Annotated in this window: 18 protein-coding genes; 9 read left to right on the top strand and 9 right to left on the bottom strand. The window is 71.7% G+C overall.

The features are described 5' to 3' along the window. The first annotated feature begins 287 nt into the window (after positions 1 to 287). Positions 288 to 788, top strand: coding sequence for a hypothetical protein (locus tag OG276_RS37265; protein WP_266913652.1), 501 nt, complete (start codon positions 288 to 290; stop codon positions 786 to 788). A gap of 388 nt (positions 789 to 1,176) precedes the next feature. On the opposite strand, the gene OG276_RS37260 is transcribed toward OG276_RS37265, so the two are convergent. The 4 genes from OG276_RS37260 to OG276_RS37245 all read right to left on the bottom strand — a co-directional run bounded on the left by OG276_RS37260 (position 1,177) and on the right by OG276_RS37245 (position 4,122). Beyond that, positions 1,177 to 1,401, bottom strand: a complete 225-nt coding sequence (locus tag OG276_RS37260) for a hypothetical protein (RefSeq protein WP_266913649.1) — start codon at positions 1,399 to 1,401, stop codon at positions 1,177 to 1,179. Positions 1,402 to 2,050: 649 nt separating this feature from the next. Continuing rightward, entirely contained in the window at positions 2,051 to 2,497 is a 447-nt protein-coding gene (locus tag OG276_RS37255; protein ID WP_266913647.1) for a hypothetical protein, read from the bottom strand. An 88-nt stretch (positions 2,498 to 2,585) separates the two neighbouring features. After that, positions 2,586 to 3,710 (bottom strand): DUF6183 family protein, encoded by a 1,125-nt coding sequence (locus OG276_RS37250; protein ID WP_266913645.1) that lies wholly within the window; start codon positions 3,708 to 3,710, stop codon positions 2,586 to 2,588. 52 nt (positions 3,711 to 3,762) lie between these two features. Then, complete coding sequence (locus OG276_RS37245) at positions 3,763 to 4,122, bottom strand: MerR family transcriptional regulator (protein WP_266913643.1); 360 nt, start codon at positions 4,120 to 4,122, stop codon at positions 3,763 to 3,765. A gap of 59 nt (positions 4,123 to 4,181) precedes the next feature. Between OG276_RS37245 and OG276_RS37240 the strand changes: the two genes are divergently transcribed. Beyond that, on the top strand, positions 4,182 to 4,511 hold the full coding sequence (locus OG276_RS37240; RefSeq protein WP_266913641.1) for a putative quinol monooxygenase: 330 nt from the start codon (positions 4,182 to 4,184) through the stop codon (positions 4,509 to 4,511). Positions 4,512 to 4,547: 36 nt separating this feature from the next. On the opposite strand, the gene OG276_RS37235 is transcribed toward OG276_RS37240, so the two are convergent. Then, on the bottom strand, positions 4,548 to 5,561 hold the full coding sequence (locus OG276_RS37235; RefSeq protein ID WP_266913639.1) for a GlxA family transcriptional regulator: 1,014 nt from the start codon (positions 5,559 to 5,561) through the stop codon (positions 4,548 to 4,550). A 70-nt stretch (positions 5,562 to 5,631) separates the two neighbouring features. Between OG276_RS37235 and OG276_RS37230 the strand changes: the two genes are divergently transcribed. From OG276_RS37230 to OG276_RS37215, 4 genes are all read left to right on the top strand, one after another. Continuing rightward, positions 5,632 to 6,966 carry an MFS transporter gene (locus OG276_RS37230; RefSeq protein WP_266913637.1) on the top strand — a complete coding sequence of 445 codons (1,335 nt, stop codon included), beginning with the start codon at positions 5,632 to 5,634 and terminating at the stop codon, positions 6,964 to 6,966. A gap of 418 nt (positions 6,967 to 7,384) precedes the next feature. Then, complete coding sequence (locus tag OG276_RS37225; RefSeq protein ID WP_266913635.1) at positions 7,385 to 7,609, top strand: hypothetical protein; 225 nt, start codon at positions 7,385 to 7,387, stop codon at positions 7,607 to 7,609. Positions 7,610 to 7,763: 154 nt separating this feature from the next. Beyond that, on the top strand, positions 7,764 to 8,351 hold the full coding sequence (locus tag OG276_RS37220; protein WP_266913633.1) for a TetR/AcrR family transcriptional regulator: 588 nt from the start codon (positions 7,764 to 7,766) through the stop codon (positions 8,349 to 8,351). After that, entirely contained in the window at positions 8,348 to 8,731 is a 384-nt protein-coding gene (locus OG276_RS37215) for a hypothetical protein (RefSeq protein ID WP_266913631.1), read from the top strand. Before OG276_RS37220 ends, OG276_RS37215 begins: the two co-directional genes overlap by 4 nt. A gap of 95 nt (positions 8,732 to 8,826) precedes the next feature. Here the strand turns inward: OG276_RS37215 and OG276_RS37210 are convergent, their stop codons facing one another. Both OG276_RS37210 and OG276_RS37205 read right to left on the bottom strand, forming a co-directional pair. Then, on the bottom strand, positions 8,827 to 12,165 hold the full coding sequence (locus OG276_RS37210) for an alpha/beta fold hydrolase (RefSeq protein WP_266913629.1): 3,339 nt from the start codon (positions 12,163 to 12,165) through the stop codon (positions 8,827 to 8,829). A 126-nt stretch (positions 12,166 to 12,291) separates the two neighbouring features. Further along, a complete protein-coding gene (locus OG276_RS37205; protein WP_266913627.1) occupies positions 12,292 to 12,825 on the bottom strand; it encodes an SMI1/KNR4 family protein in 534 nt (177 codons plus the stop codon). A 478-nt stretch (positions 12,826 to 13,303) separates the two neighbouring features. Between OG276_RS37205 and OG276_RS37200 the strand changes: the two genes are divergently transcribed. After that, the gene (locus OG276_RS37200; RefSeq protein ID WP_266913625.1) at positions 13,304 to 14,302 is read left to right on the top strand and encodes an endonuclease/exonuclease/phosphatase family protein; all 999 of its coding nucleotides are present in this window, start codon (positions 13,304 to 13,306) and stop codon (positions 14,300 to 14,302) included. A 53-nt stretch (positions 14,303 to 14,355) separates the two neighbouring features. Here the strand turns inward: OG276_RS37200 and OG276_RS37195 are convergent, their stop codons facing one another. Together OG276_RS37195 and OG276_RS37190 are read right to left on the bottom strand one after the other, a co-directional pair. Then, positions 14,356 to 15,219, bottom strand: coding sequence for an ABC transporter permease subunit (locus tag OG276_RS37195; RefSeq protein ID WP_266913623.1), 864 nt, complete (start codon positions 15,217 to 15,219; stop codon positions 14,356 to 14,358). Beyond that, entirely contained in the window at positions 15,216 to 16,136 is a 921-nt protein-coding gene (locus OG276_RS37190) for an ABC transporter ATP-binding protein (RefSeq protein WP_266913621.1), read from the bottom strand. The genes OG276_RS37195 and OG276_RS37190 overlap by 4 nt, the downstream gene beginning before the upstream one ends. A gap of 133 nt (positions 16,137 to 16,269) precedes the next feature. On the opposite strand from OG276_RS37190, the gene OG276_RS37185 reads away from it, so the two are divergent. After that, positions 16,270 to 17,439, top strand: coding sequence for a sensor histidine kinase (locus OG276_RS37185; protein ID WP_266913619.1), 1,170 nt, complete (start codon positions 16,270 to 16,272; stop codon positions 17,437 to 17,439). Then, positions 17,436 to 18,110, top strand: coding sequence for a response regulator transcription factor (locus OG276_RS37180; RefSeq protein WP_266913617.1), 675 nt, complete (start codon positions 17,436 to 17,438; stop codon positions 18,108 to 18,110). The genes OG276_RS37185 and OG276_RS37180 overlap by 4 nt, the downstream gene beginning before the upstream one ends. The last annotated feature ends 3 nt before the right edge of the window (positions 18,111 to 18,113 follow it).

Genomic DNA, 18,113 nt, shown 5'->3' with positions numbered 1-18,113 from the left:
TCGAACGAGGCGGCTCGGCGATCCGCTTCAGCAGGTTCTTCGTCGCGGGTGTTACGGGGAGCGCGGTGTTCCGCTCCGCGAGCTCCGCCGTTCCTCCGCCAGGTGTGCCGACGGGGGCGGTCCGGGGCGCCGCGGGTCGAGCTCCCTCGCAGCACCGGGCCGGAACCCCGTGGCACCGCTTCGGACGGGACCGGACAAGCTCTGTCCCTCAAAGGGGACAACATGCCGACCGGACGCGGCTGCTCGATACACTACGACGTCCCCAAGCAGACCAGCCAGAGAACACGATGGACCTGATCCTCGACCCGCCCAACGGTGTGCATCCCCTGCGGTTCGGCATGACCTTCGACGAGGCGATGGCCGCCGCGGTTCCCTGGGGCGAGCCGCGGACGATCGGACCGCGCCCGGGACGCCCCACACGGCGGGCGGTGGGTTCCTTCGACGGAGTGGGCTACACCGCCTTCTTCGATGAGGACGGCCGCCTCCACGCGATCGAACTGTGGCGGCCGGCCGAAGGGAAGAGCACGCGCACCCGGCTCCCCCGGGTTCTGTTCGACGGCCACGACGTGTTCGCCGAGCCTGCCGAGGAGATCCTCCGGCAGGTGCGCGGGCGCGGCTGGACCGTGACGGCCCCGGACACCGAGAGCCTGATCGTGCCCGGCATCTCCCTCGGATTCACCCGCCAGACCTCGCAGGAGGTCCCCCGCGACGCCGACGGACTCCCCCTCTCCTTCACCTCGGTTCTCGTCGCGGGCGCCGACTACTACGGCTTCCTCACCGCCCCCTGAAAGTGCTGGATCAGCGATTCACCGTGCTGCGGGGGCGGCCCGTGAGCCCCGGGTCATGTCGGGTTTCGCGTTCAGGTATCGCACCAGTTCGGGGACCTCGATGCCGAGGGGTGGCACCGTGAACTGGCGCGACACATGGCTCGCCCCGGAAGTACCGGACGCTGCCGCGGCGTGCTGTGGTGCCTGTCTTGTGGTGAGCAGGGTGGGCGTATTCCTCGCCTGTGGCGAGGAGGCGCCGAGGTCGTAGCGCCCACGTCCGATACCCGCCCGAGTTCACCGTGTCGTCGCGGAACTCACGCTTGAGTCAGTACTCGACCGTGCGGGCTACGTGCGCTAACGACGTCCGTAGTTGATGGTGGGGGCCACCGGCACCGAGTCCTGCCGGCCCTCAGCCCCGGCGGGAAAGAGGGGTCCGCAGTTCCGCGCGGAGCCGGATCGACGTGTCGACGGGCAGCCCGAGGCCGGCGAGTCGCAGATCCTCCGAGTGGGTCGCGATGAGGTCGAGGTCCCGCAGCTGGCGCTGGAGTTCGGCCATGGTTGCCTCGTCGAGGTCGGGTAGATCCTCTTCCTGCTCGGCCAGGTACTCGAGGTGCAGTGCTTCATGCCAGCTCATGAGCCGTACAGCGCCTGAAGCAGCCGTCACCCATCCGGCACCGCGCCGGTCGGCCGCGGTCGTGCTCGGAGGCTGTGCTGCGCGAGAATGCTCGGCATGACGACTTGAAGAGCACCGGCCGGGCGACAGCATTGGCGAAAGGTCGGGAGCTGGGACACGGTTCCCGACGGCGACCGACGCGTCTGCGCCGTCTGCGGAACGCCCGTCCGTTCGTACCAGTATCGCTTCCATCCGCCGGAGTCCTCGATGTTCGAGAGGTGCGTCGGACTCGCCTGGTGTTCCTCTTGCCGGATCTACTCCGGCAACATGGTGCAGGTCCCGCGGAAGCGAGTCCTTGTCGACCTCCTCGCGTCGCTGCCTACTGAGCAGCGAGAACGGGTTCTACGTTCGGAGACGCGGCTGATCGACTTCCTGGACCGCCAGGCCCGAGGCGCAAGGGGTTAGGCTCGGCGGCCGGCCGCGATCAGAAGGAGCCGCTCGCGGACTCCGAACCGGTGATGCACTTCGTTCTCGGCCCGTCCTTCGACGACATCCTCGGCTCCGGCGTGACGGGCCTGCCGCGGTGCGGGTTGGCCGGCACGGCCGGCAGGAGCGTCGCTCCGGAGGAGAGGGTGAGGAACGTGCCCCTGGGCGGCCGGCGGCGCGAACGTCACAGCGCCCACCAGCAGTACAGCCGCCGGCCGGAGGCCTGAGCGCGCCGAGCCAGTCCGGCCAGGCCCCTCAGCACATCCGCCGTGACCTCAACGCCGATCCCCATCTGCTGGAGTTCGTCGGTCCTCGACCATGGCTCGGCGAAGCGGACGAGGTCGTCATCCGCTGCCGTGGCGAGGGCATCGGACAAGGTGTCCGACAAGCTGACCACGAAGGGAGGGCCGTCCTGCGGCGATGACAGCAGCTCCCCGGACCGTGGGCGTTCGGCGGCCTCCTCATGGCTGCAGCCCGTCATGACGGCTTCGAGCTGGGCCATCGCGACGACCGGGTCGATGTTCCTGAGGGGGAACACGTCGAACTCCGCTCGGCCCGGTCCCCCCGGAGAGTGCAGGACCGCGACGGCAGCCTCGTCGTCGACGGCGGAGAAGTAGTCGCACAGGGTCATGCCGCCGATTCTGGCATCCACAGCGCCGCGCAGCGGCCTGACGATTCGCGGGCCCGGTCCTCTTCCAGTGCTGTGGCCGGTCACAGCACTAGTCGGTGTCCGTGGCCGCCAGGACGGCGAGGCGGCGGCCGTCCGGGGAGAGGGCGGCGATGGCGTAGTCGTTGTCGATCTCGTTGTGGAAGAACTCGGAGTCGGTCTGGAAGTGGAACCAGGCGTGCTGCTCGGCACGGCGTTCCACCTCCCCCGCGCTCGCCTGGAACGGAAGGCCGCACAGGCCCGCCAGGGAGCGCCATGCCCGCAGTCGGCCCCATGCCCCGTACAGGCCGGTGCCGCCGAAGCCTCCCATCGACGCGGTGGCGAAGAGCAGGGACCAGATGTCGCCCACGGGGCGGGCGGCTATCTCGTAACGGCCGGTGGGACCGAGGTCGGCGACGCAGTCCATCGGCAGGGTGGGGAGCAGGGCCGGCACCTGGTCGGGAGCGATGGGGTGCTCCGGCCGGAAGACCCATGCCTCGGCGTAGCCCCAGTTCCCGTGGGCGGCGGCGACGATGAGGTCGTGCTCGTCCACCGTCACGGAGTTCCGCAGCGGTGATGCCGCAGTCGGGCGGGGGGTGGGCGGATCCAGACGGCCGTGGGCGGGCAGGCTGGTCTTCACGCCACTGGCCGAGCCGTTCGCGGAGTGGCTCGTGAAGTCGGGTTCGGTCTCCAGGGCGCGGCGGCGGTCGGGGAGCCAGGCCAGGGGGTGCAGCCGCGAACCGGGGCGCAGGGCCGGGAACTCGTCCAGGTCCACCCCGCGCAACAACAACTCGTGGAACAGGCAGGTCCTCAGCTCGCCGAGCCGATCGTTCTCGGGGACGTCGGCGAAGACTGCCTGCGCGAGGAGTGCGGCCGGCTGGTGCTGGGCGAGCATCGTCGCCATGAGCGGCAGTTCGAGGGCCGCTGCTCCGGCAGCCGCTTCCTGCTCGCTCAGCAGCCGGAGCAGCAGTTCGACGCTGTCGCGGCCTGGGGTCGTGGTGAGGAGGCGCCGGATGTAGGAGAGGTCGCTTCCGTGGATCCGGGTGCCCCGGGCGGCGGCCGCGTACCGGGTGGTGAGGTGCGACACCACCCCGCGCAGATGGACGATGTCGCCCGACATGGCGTGCCGGAGGGCGTCGTCGCGCGAGATGTACGCGGGTTCTCCGTGGATCGCTGTGCCGTTCGCTTCGTCGTTCACGATGCGCCAGCCTAAAGCGTCGCTTCCAAGACGACGGGCCTGACCAGGTTGTCTAGGCGAGGGTCGGTTCGGGGGTCCGGGTGGCGGAGATGAGCTCGGCCAGGGACGTGCGGGTCTCCGATAGTGCGGAGATTCGGTCGTCCAAGCCGCGGAGGTGTTCCCGGAGGGTCTCCACCTTGCACGCGGCGACCGTGCCGTCTTGGCGAATGCACGGCTGGAGATCGCGAATGACCCGGGTCGGAAGGCCGGCGTCCAGGAGCGCGCGAATGCGCTGGACCACGGTCGGCGCGCTGTCGTCGTAGCGGCGGTGCCCGCTGTCGAGACGGTGGGACTCCAGGAGGCCCTGTTCCTCGTAGTACCGCAACAGTCGGACGGAGGTGCCCGTCGCGGCGGCGAGTTCGCCGATCTTCATGTGGCGCTCCTCACTATCCCTTGAACCTCACATTGGTGTGAGATCTTAGCGTGAGGGTCATGACGAACTCAGAACGCCCCATATCCCTCTACGGTTTCCTGCGGCCCCGGCCCGAGCGCGCGGACGAGGTCCGGAGCGTCCTCTCCTCCTTCGTGGAACCCACCCGCCAAGAACCCGGGAATCTGCAGTACCACCTCCACGAACACGAGGACGGCCGCTTCTTCCTCTACGAGGTGTGGCGCTCCCAGGAAGACCTGGACCGTCACAACGCGACGCCTCCGCTGCGCGCCTTCCTGGAGAATCTTTCGACCTTCCTGGAGGGGGCCCCGGAGGGCTACTTCGACACCATGATCAGCCCGTACCCGGAGGCCCAACCGGTTCTCGCCTGAAGGGGGATGACCGCGGCCGATCCGCGTGCCGCCCTGTCACCGCGGCGCCGTTTCGATCTCAGATCCGGCCTCGTCCGCCCGGAAGGCGCGGCGGTAGGCGGCGGGTGTGGTGCGCAGGGCCTCGTGGAAGCGCCGGCGCAGGTTGACGGCCGAGGAGAGGCCGACCCGGTGCGCGATGGTTTCCACGGGCAGGTCGGTCTCCTCCAACAGGGCCCGGGTGGCGGCGATGCGCCGGTCCAGCAGCCAGCGCCCGGGACTGATGCCCAACTGGTCGGTGAAGCGCCGGGTCAGCGTGCGGGCCGAGACCTGGGAGCGGACCGCCATCTCGGCGACGCTGACCGGCTGGTCCAGCCGCTCGCCCAGCCATTCCAGCAGCGGCGCCAGCGAGTCGGCGACCGGCCCGGAGGTGGGTAGTTCGGCGTACTGCAACTGGCAGCCCTCGCGGTGCGGCGGCATCACCATCTGGCGGGCGATCCGCATCGCGTACGCGGCTCCTTGGTCGGTGCGCACCAGGTGCAGGCAGAGGTCCACGCCTGCCGCCGATCCGGCGCTGGTCGCGACGTCGCCGTGGTCCACGTACAGCACTGCGGGGTCGACCCGGACCCGCGGGAACCGTGCGGCCAGCTCGGGGGCTTGGGCCCAGTGCGTCGCGGCCCTGCGATCGTCCAGCAGACCGGCTGCGGCGAGCATGAAGGCGCCCGAGCAGATGCCGACGACCCGCGCGCCCCGGCGGTGGGCCCGGCGGACCGCTGCGATCAGCGTCGCCGACACTTCGGTGCCGACGGGTTGCTGCCAGCCGGGGAACAGTACGGTGTCCGCGCGCTCCAACGCGTCCAGGCCCGTCGTGACCAGCAGGTCGTATCCGGCCTGGGTGCGCACCGGGCCGGGGTGCTCGGCGCAGACCTCGAACGCGTAGCGGGCGGGGATCGCCGGGCTGTGGTCGCCGAACACCTCGGTCGCGCAGGCCAGGGGGAAGGTCGACTGCGGGGACTGCAGCACGGCCACGACCCGGTGAAGAGCCGGGGACTTCGGCAGTGGACGAGAGGTCATGGCGCGAAAGTACCCCATCGTGTCGTTCAGGACACTGGAGCGGTCGATTGGTCCAGTCCAGCATCGTCCTGTGACCACCGCACAGACACAGACGCAAGCACAGGCCCAGACCGTCCAGGGCGAGGCTTCGACCGCCAGACCCCCCTTGTGGGACCGGCGATTCATGCTGTACTTCACCGCCCGCGCGGTGTCGTTGGTCGGCGACGCGATGATGCCGGTGGCCGCCGCGCTCGCGGTCGGACCGCTGTACGGGATCTCCGGAGTCGGCTTCGTCCTCGGCACTTGGACCGGGACGTTCGTCCTCCTGGTCCTGTTCGGCGGGGTGTTCGCCGACCGGATCGGCGCACGCCGGATGATGGTCGGCGCAGACCTCGTCCGGGTGGTCACCCAGGGTGTCCTGGCTGCCGCGTTCTTCGCCGGGACCCCGCCGTTCTGGCTGCTGGTGACCATGGCGGCACTGGCCGGTGCGGCCGTCGCGATGTTCCAGCCGGGGGTCAACGGGATGGTCCCGCTGGTCGCCCGGGAACCGCAGCGCGCCAACGCCACGCTCAAAGTCGCCGACGCGCTCGCCCAACTGCTCGGCCCGGCCCTGGCGGGGCTGCTGATCGTGCTGACCGGCGCCGGGACCGTTTACGCGATCGATGCGGGCACCTTCGTACTCAGCGCCCTGTGCTTGGGGCTCATCCGCCTCGCCCCTGCGGGCACCTCCGCGGGCACCCTGGCCGATACCCACGCCGAGGCCGACTCCACCGCAGTGCCGAGGAGTTCCCTCCGTCGCGACCTGCGCCAGGGCTGGCAGGAGTTCCGCTCCCGCACCTGGATGTGGGCCGTGATCCTGATCTGGGTGGTCTACGGCGTGCTGCTCTTCGGCCCGCTGGTGCCCCTGAGCTCAGCGCTGATCGGAGCCCGGCTCGGCCCGAACGCGTACGGCCTGGCCGTCTCCTTCCTCGGTGTCGGCACGGTGCTCGGAGGCCTGCTCGCGCTGCGACTGCGCCCGGCCAGGCCGCTGGCCGCCGGTGCGATGGCCATGGTGCTGTTCAGCGGGCTGCCACTCTGCGTGGCGCTGGGCGCCGGGCTGCCGGTGCTGCTGGCGGGCCACGTCCTCGGCGGTGGCGCCTGGGCGTTCTGGTCGGTGATGTGGGCGACCAGTGTCCAGACCCACACGCCACCAGCGGTACTCAACCGGGTCACCGCGTACGAGCTGGCCGGCTCGGTGTCCGGAATCGCCCTGGGCCAGATCCTGGCGGGACCGGCCACGGAGCTGGCGTCCCCGGACAGGCTGCTGCTGGTCTCCGGGGGCGCCTGCCTGGCGGGCTGCGTGGCGCTGCTCTCGATCCCGGCGATCCGCACCCTGCGGCGCGTCTCTCCCCCGGACGGCGGCGAACTGGTTGCGGCCAGACCCTGACCCGCGCTGCGCCGACGGCTGAGGACGGGGCGCTCAGGCGATCGGCGCCTCCCGCCCGACCGCCTTCCAGTACGTCAGGGGCCTGCTCCGGACCTGCTCCCCGGCCTGAAGCGTGCATATCGCCAGGGAGCTCGCGCACCTACCCTGACGGAAGGGAACCGGGGGGAGTCATCATGACGGTGAACAAGAATACGAAGAAGCCGATGCACCCGAAGGCAGGGCTGTGGATCTCCGGCGTCTGCGGCGTGGCGTGGTGCGGGGCGCTGGCGTTCTGGCTCCTGATGGTTCCCGATCCGCTCGACATGCCGGGCGGGCTGGTACCGGCGATCGTGGCGGGCAGCACGGTCGTCCAGTTCGGCCTGGCCGCCATGTATGCCGTGCGGCTGCGGCGGCTCTCGCGGCGCCGGACCCCGAGCGGGTGCCGATCGACAACCGCGACCCGCAGACCTGGTACGCCCGCGGCCTGGCCCTCATCGGCCTGGGCGGCTCCCTGCTCCTCGTGGCATGGTGGAACCGGTCGGCTGGACCATGGTTGGCCCTCGACGTCTTCAACGGGGTCGGGTTCGCGCTCTGCGGCCTCGGTGCACTGTTGTTCGCCGCCGGAGTGGTGCTGCGGTTGATTCGCCGCCGTCGTCGTCCCTGAGCACCTGGTCGATCCACCGACAGCAGTGAGCCTTTCCGGCTGGATACAGAATCCGCCGGGGAGGCTTTCTTCATGCCCTGCCTGCCTGGATCCGGCCGGTCCGGGGTGGCCGACTCTCTTGTTTACCTTACGGGTCGACCCGTAAGGTAATTCCATGAGTTCCTCTCAGCCCTCCAGGGGGCGTCCCAGGGATCCCCGCTCGCACGAGGCGATCATCAGTGCCACGGCGGAGCTGGTGGTCGAGGCCGGCTACGCAGCGACGTCGATCGGGGCGGTGGCCGCGCGGGCCGGTGTCGGCAAGGACACGATCTACCGACGGTGGCCGGGCAAGCCGGAGTTGGTCTTCGAAGCCGTCTTCACGACCACCGATGACGCTCCGCCCCCGGACACCGGAACGCTGGCCGGGGATCTGACCGTGCTGCTCCAGGGCCTGGTCGACGAGTTCCGCGCGCCCGCCGCCGCGGCGGCGCTCCCGGGGCTGCTCGCCGACTTCGCCGCCGATCCGGAACTGCGGGCGCGGATCCGCGGCGACTTCCTGGCCCCGTCGAAGGAACGGCTCCTGATCGTCTTCGAACGCGCCGCGGTACGCGGGGAGATCGCGGCCGACACACCGGTGGACCTGGTCCTGGACACGCTGGCGGGGGCCGTGTTCTTCCACGTGGGGCTCGTCGGGGAACACCCTGGCCGGCAGCTGGCCACACTGCTGGCCACGGTCGTGGCCAAGGGAATCGAGGTCCGATGAACAGCTGGTTTCTCGCGGCGGGCATCACCGCGGTCGGCGTGGCCGTGGTGCACATGGTCGGCGGGCACCGCGATGTGGTGCGCCCGCTGCTGTCCTCTGGGCTCGCGGACGAACCCAAGCGCGTCCTGCACGCCGTCTGGCACATGGTGAGCGTCGACTTGGCACTCTCCGGACTCGCTCTGCTGTACCTCTCCCTGAAGGACGCCGGTACGCCGGGGACCGGCATGGTGGCGTGGTTCGTGGCCGCGCACTTCCTCGCGTACGCGGCCGCCTTCCTGGCCGTCACCCTGTCCGTCGGCTGGTCCAGGCCGCTGCTCCGCCTGCCGCAGTGGATCCTGCTCCTGCCCGTCGCGGTGCTGGCCGCGGCGGGCGCCGCGTAGCGCGTCCTCGGAGCCTTCCCGCGGCAGCCTCGCGCAGGGCCCCCTTCGCGGAGGCCCGCCTGGGCCCGTTCCGGGTGTTTTGCCCCGACCGGTGCTCAGGGAAGCGGTGGGAGGTCCTCCCAGGTCCACGGCGACGCCGGACGGGCGTCCGGTCCGCACCCGTACGGGAGGAGGCGGGCGGGTACGGCGGTGCCCGCCTCCCAGGCCCGCTCCGCCAGGGCTTCGGCGTCGGACTCCGCCCCCGCGTCCCGCAGGGCCCTCAGCAGTTCGTCCACTGCATCGCGTTCGGTCGTCGCGGCGTGGGCGACGGGATCCCGGTCCAGCAACGCGCGCAGGGCGAGGGTCGACCCCGAGTCCAACAGTCCGCGGAGCAGCCGGGCGACCGCCGAGGCGTCCGTGAGGTCCGCGTGTGCCACCGGATCCAGGGCGAGAAGGCCGCGGGTGGCCGTCTCCTGGTCACTTGCCATCTCCAGATCCCCCACCGTCTCCTGATCTCCCACCGTCTCCTGGTCGCCGACCGTCGCCCAGGCGCTGAGCAGCATCCCGATCTCGTCGGCGAAGTCCGGGTCCTGGTCGTCCACCGGGTACTGGGTCACGAGCGCTTCGCGGGCCAATGCGGGTGCCTGCGCCCGCAGGACTCGTAGGACCCCCGGTTCGAGCGGGTCCAGCTCCGCAGCCATCCGGGTGCGCAGGGTCGCCGCGCCCCGTGCGGCCCCGAGCCCGTCGAGGGTCTCCAACAGGAGCGTGACGCCTTCGAGTCCCTTGTGCCCGAGGTCCGCGTGGGACGCGGGGTCGCGCGCGAGGAGCCGCGCCACGGCGTCGTCGGCCCCGATCGCGTCCAGCGCCCGCAGGAGCCACGCGACACTGCCGGCGTACTGCAGGTCCGCGCAGCCGGTCGGGTCGCGGGCCAACAGCTCCTCCATGGCGGGGGAACGCAACCTGTCGAGGACAAACAGCAGGTCGGCGACCGTCCGGGCATCAGCGACGTCCGTCCTTGTGCCCAGCGCGCAGTGCTCGACGAGTTCCTCCGCCGCCTCCCGCGCACCGGCGCTCAGCAGTGCCTCCAGCATCCAGATGGTCTCCAGTGGGTCGTCCCGGTCGAGGTGGGCCGCCGGACCGCGTGCCAGGAACTCGGCGCGGGCCTCGTCTGCGCCGGCATCGTTGAGGAAGCTCAGGATGCCCGGCAGCCCGGTCCAGCCCGGACTGCGGCCGAGCTGCATGCGGGTGACGGCGCCCCGGTCCAGCAGTTCCCGGGCCAGCGGGGCCGCTCCCGCGTCCCGCAGCCTCGTCAGGGTGGCGTGCAGGACCAGGGGGAGGACGGAGAACTCCTCCAGACGGGTCATCAGGCCCCGCGCCCGGAGCTCGGCTTCCACGGCCTCGGTGGGCGCGTCGGTGTTGGCGAGCGCTTTCAGCAGGTCGAAGCAGGCGAACGGGTTCTCCAGGGAACAGTGGGCGGCGGCCCAGCGGGCCACCGTGCCGGCGGGGTCGAGCGGGCCCCTCAGGTACGAGACCAGGAGGGCGGGAGCGGAGGCGTCACCCGCGAGTACGGCGCGCCGCCACAGCAGGGCCGCGTGCCGCCGCAGGCCCCGGTCCCACGCGGACCGTCCCAGTCGGGCCAGGTCCCCGGGATCGTCGGCGTACTCCACCAAGGCGTCCCAGAGCGCCGGTTGCGGTCGCAGGCCCGCCCGGAGCCCGCGCACGTGCTGCTCCAGATAGTCGGCGGGCTCGAACACCGCGGGTGCACCGGAGCGGGGCCGCAGCGCGGACAGGGCGGTGAGGGTACGGACGGCGGTCGGTGTGCCGTCCTCGCGCGTGCCTTCGCCGAGTGCCTTGAGATCCCGTACCTCCCAGCCCGGAACTCCGCTGCGCTGCCGGGGGGTCAGCGCGCCGTCGGCGACCCGGGCGAGGAGTCCGGGGGCCATGGGCGCGTGGTGGCCGAGGCGCCGGGCGTCGAGTGCCGCGCCGATCAGCGCGTGTTCCGAGGCGGTGAAGAACACCTCCGGACCCGAGAGGAAGGCCTCCAGCAGCTGGGGCCCGCCGGTGAGCTGCTGAATGACGCGGCCGTCGGCGCGGCCCGCCTCCAGGGCCGGCCCCAGGCGCAGGTCGCCGGCCAGGCCCTCCAACTCCGCCCACGCGGTCAGGTCCTGGTCGTCCAGGTACGGCGGTACGGTCAGCCGTAGCGTCAGGGCCGGGTGGGTGAGCAGGGCCTTCGCCCCGACGTGGGTGGTCCGGTCCGGGGCGGTCAGCTGCGTCCAGTACGGCCAGGTCCACAGCGTCGCCACCGCCACGAGCCGCCCGTCCCGTGCCAGGTGCTGGTGGAGGGCGTTCGCCGCGGCCTCCCCCTCGGCGCCGTAGAAGAACCGCTGCGCCTCGTTCAGCCACAGCACCGCCCCCTCCTGCACCCGTCCCGCGCGCAGGAGCGACAGCAGGTCCGCGGCGGTGCTCGGCTTGAGGAGGGGCCGCTCAGGGGCCCGGTCGAGCAGCGCCTCGTACAGGGCTCGGGTCTTCCCGGTAGCCGACTCGCCGGTCAGGACCAGCAGGCGCGGGGTACCGCCTGCAAGTGCCGCGTCGAGTGCCGCGCGCAGGCGCGCGTCGTGCGGGCGCAGCAGGTAGGGGGTCAGCGGCCCGTCGCCCGCGTCTTCCGGGCGGCCTCCGGGGAGGGGAGCGCCGTGCACTTCGAGGGCCTTGGGCGTGAACGCCGAGACGGGGCGTACGGCGGGCGGATCGCTGCCGCTGGCCTCCTCGCGGAGCAGGTGCCGCAGCGTGGCGTACGAGGCGTGGTCGCGGGAGCGGGGCTGTACGACGCTGAAGTGGTCCCCGGGCAGCACACCGCTGCGGGGAAAGGCCCCCTGGGCGGAGGCGCGCGGGACCACGGCGTCGCTCTCGGCGGCGTAGACGGAGAACGGGATCGGGCAGGTGCGCTCGCTGACGGCGTCGGCGCCGACGATGTCGCGCAGCACGGCGGTGTGGGTGTCCCGTACGTCCTCGTCGAGGGTGCGCAGCTGCCGCTCCTGCGGGTTGCCGCCCAGCAGTTGCCTGCGCGCGCCGCGGGCGAGATCGGAGCCGGCGTTCGGGCAGGCCAGGAGAACGATCCGGCGGATGCGGGCCAGTTCCCGGCCGCGGCCTTCCGCGAGCATCCGCACCAGCCACCTCTGGATCACCAGGCCGCCCATGCTGTGGCCCACGAGCACCAGCGGCCGGTGCGCGGGCTCGGTCTCCAGGAGCGTCTTCAGGTGGTCGGCGACGGTGCTCAGCGAGGGCAGGGCCCGGTCGGGCCGCAGCCGGCCGAACCCGGTGGCGTACCCGAGGGTCCGGGTGTCGACGAAGTCCAGGTCCGCGTCCCCCTCGATCAGGGAGAGGAAGCGGTCCCACACCTTCGGTCCTGAGGCGAACCCGTGGACGAACACCACGCCCAGCCGGTCCCGGTCACCCATACGAGCCCTCCCCCACCATCGGCGAATTCGCTCGGGGTTCCTACCCCACCGACTTCGGCCGCGAACTAGCGCTGCGGGACGGGGTGTTGCGGCGCGTCGGGGTGGGACGGGATGGGCGGCGGTGTGTCATGCCGGGGCAAGTCGGCGGAATTCATGTCCTGCGCCGGGGAACAGGGAGGAGAGAAGGCTCGACCGCAGCTCTCCGTCGAGCGAGGACGCGAGGAACTGCGTGCACGATACGGGGAAATGCTCCCACCGGTCACCGCGGGCCTCGTTCACCATGACGGTCCATCGATCCGGCTCGATGCCCGGCCGCACGAGCCAGTAGAGGCACTCTCCGTTGTCCGTGGTCGCCCACGGGACGACCCGGGAACCCTCGACCTCCAGTTCCGCCGGCTTCCTCTCGAACTGCCACAGGTCCTCCAGGTCTTCGGCCTGGTTCTTCGCCCACGCGATGAGGTCGTAGTTCTCGTTGGGGCAGCCGGGCTCCAGGACGTACAGATAGTCGTCCCAGTTGCTGCCGCCGAAGGCGTGGATGAAGTCCTTGTAGTCCCCTGGTAGTTGGAACCCAAGGGCGCGCTCGACCTCATCCCAGTCCTTCTGGTGCCGTTCACCCGGCGCCGGGGCCATTTCATGAAGCCGCGCAAGGGCGTGGGACATGGAGTGAGTCCTGTTTCCGAAGGTCGATGGGGTTCTGGGTGCCGGCCGGCGGCCCTCCTTCGGCCGCTCTCGTCAACTTAGTGCAGGTGGAGGTGGCCACGTGGGGGCCGGCCCGGCGAGGTGACGCATCGTCCGGGATTCGGACAGCAGCTGCCTGGGGCGGTGCCCGGCGGTGTGCCATATGGGGTGCGGCCGTACTGGACCAAACGGCCCCGGCTCCGGGCCGGCCGGGGATCCCGGGGTGACTCCGGCGCTTTCAGGCGCACCGTAGGCCGCCCGGCCCACACCTGGATCGCCCGATGCCGTCAACCATTCTAGATTTCGGCGAGTAGGCGGGAAATCGCCCGCTTTGACCGAAAGGGCTGCCCGCATGGCTCGCCGCTGGTTCACATCCGCTCTGTGCGCACTCGCGCTCCTCGCACCGGGGTCACTCGGCGCGGCCTCGGCCGCCGAAGGGGGCCGTACTTCTCTGCGTGTCATGACCCGCAACCTCTACCTCGGCGCCGACCTCGCGCCCGTTCTCGCCGCTACCAGCCCCCAGGCGCTCGTCGCCGCGGTGACCGGCGTGTGGGCGAACGTCCGGGCGACGGACTTCCCCGAGCGGGCCGAAGCCCTGGCCGACGAGATCGCAGAGAGCGACCCCCACCTCGTAGGCCTCCAGGAAGCCGTGCTGTGGCGCAGCCAGACGCCCGCCGGGCCGGGGAGCGCCACCCACGTCGAGTACGACTTCCTGCAGATCCTTCTCGATGAGCTCTCCGCCCGGGGCAAGCACTACGCGGCCGTGGCCAGCGTCACCGTGGGCAGCGACTTCGAGGCCCCGCGTTCCACGCCCGGCGGTTTGCAGGACATCCGCCTCACCGACCGCGACGTGCTCCTGGCCCGCACCGACCTGCCCGCACGCAACTTCTCCGTGGCCAACCCGCAGGCCGCCCGGTTCCAGAGCCACGTACCCCTCTGCCGCCCCGTACTGGGCTGCCCGCCCAACCCGGCCCTGCGGATCGAGCGCGGCTGGGTCGCGGCCGACGCCACGCTGCGCGGCCGCACCGTCCGAGTGGTGAACACCCATCTCGAACCCGCCGCCCCCGCCGTCCAGGAAGCACAGGCCGCCGAACTGCTCGCGGGCCCGCTGGACACCACGCTCCCCACCGTGCTGCTCGGCGACCTCAACTCGGCTGCCGGCGGCGTCGGGGCAACACCGGGAACCAGCACCCAGAGTCACAACCGCCTCCTGGCAGCCGGGTTCACCGACGCCTGGACCGCCACCCGCCCCCGCGACCCGGGCTTCACCTGCTGTCAGGCCCCCGACCTGCGCAACGCCGTCTCCGCCCTCACGCAGCGCATCGACTACGTGCTCGTGCGCGGCAAGATCACGGCACTGACGACCCACCGGGTGGGCCATGCCCAGGCCGACCGCACCCCGTCAGGTTTGTGGCCCTCCGACCACGCCGGCGTCAGAAGCGTGCTCAAGCTGCGTTGAGACGCGGGCCTCGTAGTCGGCACTCCCCCGGGCAACCACCCGCCGAGCCGGTCTCAGACGTCCCGGCGTCGTACGACCGTCACGGCGACGATCACCGAGACGAGCGCCCACCCCGCGAGCGCGATCCAGGAGCCGGTGATCGTGCCCGGGTGGGCGCCCAGGCTGGTGTAGGAGTCCGGGTTCAGGGACAGCCGCTCCTGGGCGGCGAGCGGGAGGTGGTTGCCGATCTCCTTCAGGGCTCGGTACCGGTCGCCGCCGAAGAGCAGGGGCAGGATGAAGAGGATCCCCACGACGGCGACGATCGAGGCCGTGGCGTGGCGGAGGACTGCTCCGAAGGCCATCCCGATGAGTGCGCAGACCGGGACGACCAGTGCGTAGGCCACGACGGCCCGCAGGCAGCCGGGGTCTTGGATCGAAAGGCCGACGTGGCGGGAGGCCAGCATCGCGTTGATGGTGAAGAACGAGGCCACGGAGACGAGGGCGCCGAGCAGGAGCGTGGTCGACGCGACCAGGGCCACCTTGGCCGTGATCACCGCACGCCGGTCGGGGACGGCCGCGAACGTGGTGCGGATCATCCCGGTGGCGTACTCGCCGAAGACGGTGATGGCACCGAAGGAGGCCGCCGCCAGGGCCATGACAGCGGCCGCGATGCTGCTCAGGCCGTGGAACAACGGGTCGTACTTGTAGGCGGGTTCGCCGGGCATCGGGGGGTGCGGCTGGTCGATGTAGGGGAAGTCGGAGTGGACGGCGTTCACGTTGATCGCGATCGCGACCACGGCGCTGAGGACGAGCACCCAGTAGGTGGACCTGAGCGAGCGCATCTTGATCCACTCGGCGGCGAGCAGGTCGGTGAAACCGGCGGCGGGTTCGGCCGCTCGCTCGGACGACCTGGTGCCGGACTCCGTCGGCGTGCTCATCGGGGTTCTCCTGCGCTGTATTCGACACTGTCGGCGGTGAGGGCCATGAACGCCGACTCCAGTGACGAGGTGTGGGTGGCCAGTTCGTGCAGCACGATGCGGTGCCGGTGGGCGAGGTCGCCGATCCGGGCCGCCGTCAGGCCGGTGACGTGGGCCGCCGGGCCGTCCTCCCGCCGCACCGACGCGCCCTCGGCGACCAGTACGGCCTCCAGTGCCGCCAGGGCCGCCGGGTCGGGGGCCCGGACCGTCACGCCCAGGGAGGCGTGCCGCGCCGAGAACTCCGCCAGGCTCGCGTCGGCGATGAGCCGCCCCCGGCCGATGACGATGATCCGGTCGGCGGTGTGTTCCATCTCGGCCATCATGTGGCTGGAGACGAAGACGGTGCGACCCTCGGCCGCCAGCCGCCGGAACAGGCCCCGCACCCACAGCACGCCCTCGGGGTCGAGGCCGTTCAGGGGCTCGTCGAAGAGCAGCACCGGCGGATCGCCGAGCAGGGCGCCCGCGATGCCGAGGCGCTGCTTCATCCCGAGGGAGAACCCGCCGATCCGGCGGCCCGCCGCCTTCGTCAGCCCCGCTTCCCGCAGGACCTCGTCCACGCGGGACAGGGGGATGCGGTTGCCGCGGGCCAGGGCCGACAGGTGCGCCCGCGCGCTGCGTCCGCCGTGCACGTCCTGGGCGTCCAGCAGCGCGCCGACGTGGCGCAGTCCGCGCGGGCGGCGGGCGAAGGGAACCCCGTCCACGGTGACGGTCCCGCCGGTCGGCGTGTTGAGGCCCAGGATCATCCGCAGGGTGGTGGACTTGCCCGCGCCGTTGGGGCCGAGGAACCCCGTCACCCGGCCCGGTTCCACGGTGAAGCTCAGGTCGTCGACGGCGACGGTGTCGCCGTACCGCTTGGTCAGTCGAGTGGATTCGATCACGGGGTCCACGCTGCCCGTGCGGGTACGGTCCGTGCGTCGGCCGGTGGTTCACACCGCGACGCCCTTCCGGTAGCCCGGGGGATTAGTCCTGCGGGCCAATGTCCCGGCGGGCGGGCGCGGATACGATCGCCCGATGAACGCTCCTCCTCGTCCGTCCCTGCTCAGACGCGTGCCACCCGGTGCGTGGGTGGGTGCCTTCTGGGTGGCCCTCATCCTGGTCCGCGTGCTGCAACGGCAGGACGAGCTGCGCCACTTGGTCCAGTACAACGGCAACGTCGAGGACGGGCCGCTGCTGGCCACCGCCGTCGTCACGACCCTGGGCGCGCTGCTGCTGTCCCGCGCGCCGCTGGCGGCCGTGGCCGTCGCGCTCGCGGGCACCGTGTTCTCGCTCGGGATGGCGGTGGGCGAGACGCCGTTCGTCCTGTTCCTGCTCGCCGACGCGGGCGTCGGATACACCGCCGCGACCCGTCCGCGGCGGGTCTCGCTTTCCGCCGCCGGTCTCTGCTTCGCCACCCTGGCGGGCTACGCGGTCTGGGACCTGACCCGCGGCGACTTCTTCAACCCCTCGGCGCCGGCCGGGCTCGCGTCGACCGTCGTCATCGCCTGGCTGATCGGCAACACGATCCGTCAGAACCGGGCGCACGCGGACACGGTGCGCGCCCAGGTCACGCGGCAGGCGGTCACCGCGGAGCGGCTGCGCATCGCCCGGGAGCTGCACGACATGGTCGCCCACAACATCGGCATCATCACCATCCAGGCCGGCGTGGGCAGCCGGGTCATGGACACCCAGCCCGCCGAGACGCGCAAGGCGCTCGATGCCATCGAGGCCACCGGCCGGGAGACCCTCGCCGGGCTGCGCCGGATGCTCGGCGCACTGCGCAAGGGCGAGGAGGAGTCCGCGCCGCTGGAGCCGGTCCCCGGTCTGGCCGCCCTCGGCCGGCTGGTCGGGCGGAGCGCGGCCGCCGGCGTCCGGGTCGAGGTCCACCGGAGTGGGGAGGGTCGCGAGCTGCCTTCGGACGTGGACCTCGCGGCCTTCCGCATCGTCCAGGAGGCGGTCACCAACGTGGTGCGGCACTCCGGCACCCGGGACTGCACCGTGACGGTCGACCACCGCGGCCGCGAGCTGGCCGTCGAGGTCGTCGACCTCGGCCGCGGGGGCAGCGTCGGCGGGTCCGGGTACGGCATCGTCGGCATGCGGGAGCGCGTCGGGCTGCTGCACGGCGAGTTCAGCGCCGGGCCGCTCCCGGACGGCGGCTTCCGGGTGGCGGCCGTGCTGCCGATACCGCAGGAGGCGGGGCGTTGATCCGTGTCGTGCTGATCGACGACCAACCGCTGATCCGTACGGGGCTGCGCGTCCTCATCGCCGACACCCCCGACCTGGAGGTGGTCGGGGAGGCCGGGAACGGCGCCGACGCCGTGGAGCTGGTGGCACGGCTGCGGCCGGACGTGGCCATCATGGATATCCGGATGCCCGGCACGGACGGGATCGAGGCCACCCGCCGGATCGACGCGGATCCGCGGTCGACGACCCGCGTCCTGGTCCTCACCACCTTCGACGACGACGAGTACGTCTACGGTGCGCTCCGCGCCGGCGCGAGCGGCTTCCTCGTCAAGGACATGCCGCTGGAGTCCATCCTGGACGGGGTCCGGGTCGTCGCCGCCGGGGACGCCCTCATCGCGCCGGGCGTCACGCGCCGTCTCATCGAGGAGTTCGCGGCGCGTCCCGCCCCTTCCCCCGATGTCCGGCCGGAAGCCCGCCGGGTGGTCGCGGGCGGCGTCACGGCCCGGGAGCGCGAGGTCCTGACCCTTGTCGGCCGCGGTCTGTCGAATGCGGAGATCGCCGGGGAGCTCACCATCAGCGTCGCCACCGCGAAGGCCCACCTCGCACGGCTCTTCACCAAACTCGACGCCCGCGACCGGGTCCACCTGGTGATCCTCGCCTACGAGTTCGGCCTCGTCGCGCCGCCGGGCTGAGGT

The sequence above is a fragment of the Streptomyces sp. NBC_00086 genome (assembly GCF_026343255.1).
GTDB lineage: Bacteria > Actinomycetota > Actinomycetes > Streptomycetales > Streptomycetaceae > Streptomyces.
This window is presented reverse-complemented; position numbering and strand designations above follow the sequence as displayed.

What these genes read in the sequence shown, in the direction of transcription:
- OG276_RS37265 (WP_266913652.1), top strand. Translation starts at nt 288, where the DNA reads ATGGACCTGATCCTCGACCCGCCCAACGGTGTGCATCCCCTGCGGTTC.
- OG276_RS37260 (WP_266913649.1), bottom strand. Translation starts at nt 1,401, where the DNA reads ATGAGCTGGCATGAAGCACTGCACCTCGAGTACCTGGCCGAGCAGGAA.
- OG276_RS37255 (WP_266913647.1), bottom strand. Translation starts at nt 2,497, where the DNA reads ATGACCCTGTGCGACTACTTCTCCGCCGTCGACGACGAGGCTGCCGTC.
- OG276_RS37245 (WP_266913643.1), bottom strand. Translation starts at nt 4,122, where the DNA reads ATGAAGATCGGCGAACTCGCCGCCGCGACGGGCACCTCCGTCCGACTG.
- OG276_RS37240 (WP_266913641.1), top strand. Translation starts at nt 4,182, where the DNA reads ATGACGAACTCAGAACGCCCCATATCCCTCTACGGTTTCCTGCGGCCC.
- OG276_RS37235 (WP_266913639.1), bottom strand. Translation starts at nt 5,561, where the DNA reads ATGACCTCTCGTCCACTGCCGAAGTCCCCGGCTCTTCACCGGGTCGTG.
- OG276_RS37220 (WP_266913633.1), top strand. Translation starts at nt 7,764, where the DNA reads ATGAGTTCCTCTCAGCCCTCCAGGGGGCGTCCCAGGGATCCCCGCTCG.
- OG276_RS37215 (WP_266913631.1), top strand. Translation starts at nt 8,348, where the DNA reads ATGAACAGCTGGTTTCTCGCGGCGGGCATCACCGCGGTCGGCGTGGCC.
- OG276_RS37210 (WP_266913629.1), bottom strand. Translation starts at nt 12,165, where the DNA reads ATGGGTGACCGGGACCGGCTGGGCGTGGTGTTCGTCCACGGGTTCGCC.
- OG276_RS37205 (WP_266913627.1), bottom strand. Translation starts at nt 12,825, where the DNA reads ATGTCCCACGCCCTTGCGCGGCTTCATGAAATGGCCCCGGCGCCGGGT.
- OG276_RS37200 (WP_266913625.1), top strand. Translation starts at nt 13,304, where the DNA reads ATGACCCGCAACCTCTACCTCGGCGCCGACCTCGCGCCCGTTCTCGCC.
- OG276_RS37195 (WP_266913623.1), bottom strand. Translation starts at nt 15,219, where the DNA reads ATGAGCACGCCGACGGAGTCCGGCACCAGGTCGTCCGAGCGAGCGGCC.
- OG276_RS37185 (WP_266913619.1), top strand. Translation starts at nt 16,270, where the DNA reads ATGAACGCTCCTCCTCGTCCGTCCCTGCTCAGACGCGTGCCACCCGGT.